Annotated in this window: 1 protein-coding gene; it reads right to left on the minus strand. The window is 28.4% G+C overall.

Going from position 1 to position 296, the window contains the following annotated elements; translation table 11 throughout:
• On the minus strand, positions 1–296 hold a 296-nt coding region (locus GCL57_RS14850; RefSeq protein WP_161597788.1), incomplete at both ends, for a hypothetical protein.

Genomic DNA, 296 nt, shown 5'->3' on the forward strand with positions numbered 1-296 from the left:
TTTTTTAGCGATAGGATTTTCAATTTTAGCAATAATTGGGATAGAGGCTTCAATTTTAATATTAGGCAGAGGTTCTATATTAGAGACTTCATTTTTTGTAACAGCGATTTTTTGTTCAATGACAGGTAAAGGATTAAGAACACTTATTGCGTCATTCTTAACAACAGTTTTTTGTTCAAAAGCATTGTTACTTTGAGAAACAGCAATTACTTGTTCATTATTTATTATTGCAGGAATAGTTTCTTCGGCTTTATTAAAACCAGTGATAAATTCTTTAATTTTAGCAATAATAGGAT

It is taken from the genome of Fluviispira multicolorata (assembly GCF_009208585.1).
Lineage (GTDB): Bacteria > Bdellovibrionota_B > Oligoflexia > Silvanigrellales > Silvanigrellaceae > Silvanigrella > Silvanigrella multicolorata.